Raw genomic sequence first — 6,399 nt, forward strand, 5'->3', positions numbered from 1 at the left:
CCCTGGTCGCCACCACCCTGGTCGCCACCACCCTGGTCGCCACCACCCTGGTCGCCACCACCCTGGTCGCCACCACCCTGGTCGCCACCACCCTGGTCGCCACCACCCTGGTCGCCACCGCCCTGGTCGCCACCGCCCTGGTCGCCGCCACCCTGGTCGCCGCCACCCTGGTCGCCGCCACCCTGGTCGCCACCGCCGACGTCAGCGCCGCCGATCGGGTTCTCCTCGCCGTCGCCCGCCTGGACGTTGACGTCGGCGATGCCGGAGTCGACGCCGATCTCCAGCGCCTGCGCCGCACCGGCCGCGGTCAGCGAGGCACCCGCGGCGATGACCACACCAGCGGTTATCCGCGCGACGCGGACACGCGTCTTGTTCGTCATGTGTTGCTACCCCCAGTAGCCGATCTCGTCATTGGAGCAGCCATATGCGGGCCACGGCCCTGCGGGGAATCGCTCTCGGCGGGGCCACGTCGTGCCGTGGTCACCCTGCCAGCCCCCCGGTTCACACCCGTCCCAGACATACGCATGCTGCTGTAGCACCCTGGCCAGAGTTAAGGACTACGTCAAGGCCGTTCCGTGCACTAGGCACCGATATGGGGGACTTGACGGCTAATCGGAAGCCCGACTGTGACGTATCGGGCACAGACCTCCGCAACGCAGAGGGGCCCGGACAGTCACCTGTCCGGGCCCAACCTCCGTACCGCTGAAACTACTTCTCCCGCTGCTTGCGCCAGCGGATGCCCGCCTCGACGAAGCCGTCGATCTCACCGTTGAAGACCGCTTCGGGGTTGCCCATCTCGAACTCCGTACGCAGGTCCTTGACCATCTGGTACGGGTGGAGGACGTACGAACGCATCTGGTTGCCCCAGGAGTTGCCGCCGTCGCCCTTGAGCGCGTTCATCTTCGCCTGCTCCTCCTGGCGGCGGCGCTCAAGGAGCTTGGCCTGGAGGACGTTCATCGCGGATGCCTTGTTCTGGATCTGCGAGCGCTCGTTCTGGCAGGAGACGACGATGCCGGTGGGCAGGTGGGTCAGACGGACCGCGGAGTCCGTGGTGTTGACGCCCTGTCCGCCGGGACCCGAGGAGCGGTAGACGTCGACGCGCAGCTCGGACTCGTCGATCTCGATGTGGTCCGTCTGCTCGACGACCGGGAGGACCTCGACGCCCGCGAAGGACGTCTGGCGGCGGCCCTGGTTGTCGAAGGGCGAGATGCGGACCAGGCGGTGGGTGCCCTGCTCGACGGAGAGGGTGCCGTAGGCGTACGGGACCTGGACGGCGAAGGTGGTCGACTTGATGCCCGCCTCTTCGGCGTAGGCGGTCTCGTAGACCTCGGTCTTGTAGTGGTGCTGCTCGGCCCAGCGGAGGTACATGCGCTGGAGCTTCTCCGCGAAGTCGGCGGCGTCGACGCCACCGGCCTCGGCGCGGATGGTCACCAGGGCCTCGCGCGCGTCGTACTCGCCGGAGAGGAGCGTGCGGACCTCCATCTCGTCCAGCGCCTTCTTCACGGACTCCAGCTCGGCCTCGGCCTCCGCCCGGGCGTCGGCGTCGCCCTCGTCCTCGGCGAGCTCGAAGAGGACTCCGAGGTCGTCGATGCGGCCGCGCAGGGCCTCGGCCTTGCGGACCTCTGCCTGAAGGTGCGAAAGCTTGCTGGTGATCTTCTGGGCCGCCTCCGGGTCGTCCCACAGGGACGGCGCCGCTGCCTGCTCCTCAAGCGCGGCGATCTCCGCCCTCAGCGCATCCAGGTCCAGGACGGCCTCGATCGACCCCATGGTCGAGGAGAGGGACTTCAGCTCTTCGGAAATATCGACGACTGCCACGGGTCCAGCGTAACGGCTGGACGGATGAAGCTTGCCCTCACCCGGGAAGCCGTCCGGAAGGCCACCCGGGCGAGGGCCTTCTCACGGGGTCGCCGGGGCCGAGTTCTCGCTGTCCTGGGGCACCGGGTCCCCGTCACCGCCGCCGGTCGCCAGCCAGCCGCCCACCGCGACGGCCCCGCACAGGGCCAGGGCGGCGATGCCCAGGGTGATGCGACGCTTACGGAGGGCGGCCGCCTTGTTACGGGCGGAGCCGGGGCGGGGGCGGCCCGGGGAGCGCGGGGCGCGGGCCGTGCCGAGGGGACCGCCCGCCAGCTCGTCGGGGGCCGGCACGCGCATGCTCGTGTGGGTGTCCCGGTTGGAGTCGGGCGCGGAGCCGGGCACCAGCGGGACCGCCCCGCGGCGGCGCGGCTCCTCGGCGGACGGGGCGTACTGCTGCTCGTCGTAGACCGGGGACTCCTGGTCGGTCTCGTCGGCATCGGGCTCGTCCACCTCCAGGGGCGGGATGCCCGCCAGCAGCGGAAGCAGTTCCCGCAGCCGTACGGCGAGCTCCGAGGCGCGCAGCCGGGAGGCGGGGGCCTTGGCCAGGCACTGCACCAGGAGCTGCCAGAGCTCCTCGGGGATACCGGGGAGCGGGACGACCGTCTCGGTGACGTGGCGGCGCAGGACCGCGCCGGGGTGGCCGCCGCCGAAGGGGGTGAACCCGGCCAGCAGCTCGTAGAGCACGGTCGCCAGTGCGTAGATGTCGACGGCGGCGCGCGGCGGGAGGCCCTCGACGATCTCGGGGGCCAGGTAGTCCGGCGTGCCGATGATCTTCGTGGCCTTGGTTCGGCGCGGGGTGTCGATGAGCTTGGCGACGCCGAAGTCGGTGAGCAGGGCGGGATGGGCGCCGCCGGGGCCGAGGGGGCCCTCCATGTCGAGCAGGATGTTCTCCGGCTTGACGTCCCGGTGGACCACTCCGGCCCGGTGCGCGGCGGCCAGCCCGTCGGCGACGTCCGCGATGATCGCGACGGCGGCCTCGGGGGCGAGGCGGCGCTCGCGGTCCAGGCGGGTGCGCAGGTCGGTGCCGCGTACGAGCGTCATGACCAGGGCGAGGTCGTTGCCGTCCACGACGAGGTCCCGGACGGCGACCACGTGCGGGTGGTCGAGCCCGAGCAGAGCGGTGCGCTCCTGCACGAACCGGCCCACGAGCTCCTGGTCGGACGCGAGGTCCTCGCGGAGCAGCTTGATGGCGACCGGGCCCTCGGGCCCCTCGCCGAGCCACACCGTGCCGGCGCTGCCGCGCCCCAGGATCTGGTGGGCGGTGTACCGGCTGCCGATATTCCGTGCCAAGACTGCTCCCTCAGCGGCTGGCGGTGGACCCCCGGGCGACAAAGTCGTGGACCCCGGTCGACAAAGTTACGCGCCGTTGGGGGTGCCGCGTGCCCAGGATGGCCTCGACCTTCACTTCTCCGGGGCATTTCGCCCCGGAGAAGTCGACAAAGGGACAGAGTCGCTGCGGCGAGGTCAGGTGCCCGAGCCTCCGGTGGATTCGCCGATCTCGGAGATCCAGTCGGTGACCTTGCCGATCCCGTCGCCGATCGCTTCCCAGTAGCCCTTGCCCTGGGCGACCCAGTCCTGGAGCGGGGTCAGCTCCCAGATGAGCCAGCCCGCGACGATCAGGAGCACCACGGTGAACAGGCAGCCCTTGAGGCAGCCGAGGCCGGGGATGCGCATCGGGTTGGCGCCGCGCTGCCTCGGCGGACGCGGTTCCCGCGGCTGGCGCGGGGCGGGCTGCTGAGGCTGCTGCGGCCGCGGGGGCGCGTACTGCTGCCGCTGGGGCTGCTGAGGCTGCTGGTAGCGCTGAGGCTGGTGCTGCTGTTGCTGCTGTTGCTGCTGGTGCTGCGGCGGGTACTGCTGGTGCTGCGGGGGCGGCTGGCGGCGCTGCGGAGGCTGCTGCCGCTGGGGCGCCGGAGGCTGCGCCTGGCGCTGGGGGCGGCGGCGCAGCGGGTCCTGGCTCGGGTCCAGGTACTGCACCTGCGTCTGCTCGTTGCGGTCGCGGGCCGCCTGGAGCTGGGACTGCCAGGGGTGCGGGCCGTCCGGCTGCGGCGGGGTGTCGGGGCGCTGCGGCACGGGCGGCAGGACGGCGGTCGGGTCGGCGTGGCCGCCCTGGCCCCCGGGGGCGGTCTGCGGCAGCACGCTGGTGGCGGCGGCCGGGTCGTACGAGCCCGCGTTGCTCGGCAGCACCTGCGTGGGGTCAGCGGCCCCGGGCGTCTCCGGGACGGCCGTGGGCGCCGGGTCGGGGGCGAGCAGGGCGCCCACGCCTTCGGCGGCGGCGATCTGGGCGGAGTTCGCGTGGACGCCGATGCCCGCGGCGACCGTACGCAGGCCTCGGGCCAGGTTCTCGGCGCTGGGCCGCCGGTCCGGGTCCTTGCTCAGGCAGCGCTCCATGACCGTCCACAGCGGTGCGGGGACGGTGGAGGGGCGGCGGGGCTCCTCGCTGAGGTGCCGGTGCAGGACTTCGAGGGCGGTGCCCCCGGCGAACGGCGGGCGGCCGGTGACCAGCTCGTACAGCAGGATGCCCGCGCCGTAGACGTCCACGGCGGAGGTCTGCGGGCGGCCCTCGGCGGACTCCGGCGCGACGTAGGCGGGGGTGCCGACGAACTCGTGGGTCCGGGTCAGCCCCGGGGAGTCGGCCAGGCGCGCGATGCCGAAGTCGGTGAGCATCGGGGTCATCCCGCCGTCGCGCTCGTCGAGCAGCACGTTGGCGGGCTTGAGGTCGCGGTGGACGACGCCGTCGGCGTGGCTGGCGGCGAGCGCGTCCGCGATCTGCGCGGTGAGCAGGGCGGCGGCGACCGGGGTGAGCGGGCCGTTCTCGCGGAGGTAGCGGTGCAGGTCGGGGCCGTCGATCAGGTCCATCACCAGGGCGAGGAGATCGCCCTCGACGACGAGGTCGCGGGTACGCACGATGTTCGGGTGCGTGAGCCTCAGGAGGACCGAGCGCTCCCTCAGGAACCGCATGACGACATCGGCGTCGTTGGCCAGCTCCTCCTTGAGGACCTTGATGGCCACGGTCTCGCCGGGCTGTCCCGCGACGGCCGCCTCGGAGCCCGCGGTCTCCCGCTGGCGGGCTCGCCAGACGGTGCCCGTGGCGCCGCGCCCGAGCGGCTCCTCGAGCAGGTACTTGCTGCCTACCGGCCGCACGTCATGCGCTCCCTGCTGATCGTGGTGCTTGCGGTCCCCCGGGCCCCACCCGGATGTTCCGGCCCACTCTAAGGGGTGTCTCACCGGTCAGGGCCGGTCAGGCCGCGGCGTCTGGTGCGGTGCATCGCAAGGCGCCGGAGCGTCCTCAATCGCGGAGCGATTCGGACGTTTCGGCAACGCGGCGAGGTGCCGTGCCAGGGGTCGCGGGCCCGGCCACGACCGGCGAGACACCCCTGGTGCCGCCGAACGGGGCACCGGGGGGTTCATGTTTCGGGGTAAGACGGCCAGACCGGGCAGATGGTTGCCGCACGGCGGCTCACAGGTCTGCCGCGCGTTCGCGGGGCGGGCGGATGCCGCCCCCAACCCCCGCCGCCCCCTCCGGGCGGCGGGATCCGGACGCAAGCGGTCACTTTTGCGCCCACAGCCGACCATTCAAGATCATTTAAAGGTGACCGCCGGGCGTGTTGTCAGCGGCAGGTGCAAGGATGCCTCCAGCACGGATCTGCGGGGTCGGAGTCTCGCGGTACGTGACGACCTGTACGGACGACGTGTCCGTGCCGGGTGGGGGAATCACAGGGCGTTTCCCCTGCCGGGCACCCCCGCGCAGAAGGGACCGCCGACGGCGATGCAGATCCGGCTGACCGTCCTCGCGCCGCGCAGCGGCCAGACCCCGGCGCGCACCTGCGACGTGCTCGTCACCGCCCCCGCCGGGACGGCGCTGGCGGCCGTCGCCTCGGGCCTGGCCTCCGCCGTGGCGGGGCCCGAGAGCTCCCAGGGCGGCGGGGCGGTCGTGCTCTTCGCCGGACAGGAGCGGCTGGACGCGCACCGCATCGCGCTGGGCGAACCGCCACTGGTGGACGGTGCGGTGCTCTCGCTCCAGGTCCCCGGCGAGGACGAGGCGGCGGACGATGCCGTTCCGGCCCAGTTGCACGTGGTCGCCGGGCCGGACGCGGGCGGGGTCCATCTGCTGCACGGCGGGCAGATCCGGATCGGCCGCTCCGCCGAGGCGGACGTCCCGCTCGACGACCCGGACGTGTCCCGGCTGCACTGCGCGGTGACGGTCTCCGAGGACGGCCGGGTCTCGGTCGCCGATCTCGGCTCGACGAACGGCACCTCGCTGGACGGCGTCGAGGTGCACGACCGCCCGGTCCGCTTCTCGCCCGGCGCGCTGCTGCGGCTCGGTGAATCGGCCCTCCGGCTCACGGCGGGACACCGTGCGGCGACGCTGCCGACCGCCCCGGACGGCGAGGGACACCTGCGGGTGGCGCGCGTCGAGGCGGCGGGGGCCGGTGCGGCGGGCGGCGCCGCGGGGGAGCCGTTCGCCTCCGGAGCGTCCGACCGCGCCGCGGGTGAGCCGTTCGCGGCGTACGGCCCCGACGGCGGCGGCCCTGGCCACGGCTCCGG

At 73.2% G+C, this 6,399-nt stretch carries 4 protein-coding genes and 1 pseudogene; 1 reads left to right on the forward strand and 4 read right to left on the reverse strand.

The features are described 5' to 3' along the window. From CIB93_RS38360 to CIB93_RS36560, 4 genes and pseudogenes are all read right to left on the reverse strand, one after another. Window positions 1–380, reverse strand: a pseudogene (locus tag CIB93_RS38360) (hypothetical protein); the annotation flags it as partial. 328 nt (window positions 381–708) lie between these two features. Next, window positions 709–1,815, reverse strand: coding sequence for a peptide chain release factor 2 (prfB, locus tag CIB93_RS36550; RefSeq protein ID WP_096633081.1), 1,107 nt, complete (start codon window positions 1,813–1,815; stop codon window positions 709–711). An 81-nt stretch (window positions 1,816–1,896) separates the two neighbouring features. Further along, entirely contained in the window at window positions 1,897–3,144 is a 1,248-nt protein-coding gene (locus CIB93_RS36555; RefSeq protein ID WP_096633082.1) for a serine/threonine-protein kinase, read from the reverse strand. Between the two features lie 174 nt (window positions 3,145–3,318). Continuing rightward, window positions 3,319–4,995, reverse strand: a complete 1,677-nt coding sequence (locus tag CIB93_RS36560) for a serine/threonine-protein kinase (protein WP_096633083.1) — start codon at window positions 4,993–4,995, stop codon at window positions 3,319–3,321. Between the two features lie 625 nt (window positions 4,996–5,620). Here CIB93_RS36560 and CIB93_RS36565 point away from each other — a divergent pair. Beyond that, on the forward strand, window positions 5,621–6,399 hold a 779-nt coding region (locus CIB93_RS36565), incomplete at its 3' end, for an FHA domain-containing protein (RefSeq protein ID WP_257002523.1).

Origin of the sequence: Streptomyces sp. WZ.A104 (genome assembly GCF_002382885.1) — a bacterium.
Classification (GTDB): domain Bacteria; phylum Actinomycetota; class Actinomycetes; order Streptomycetales; family Streptomycetaceae; genus Streptomyces.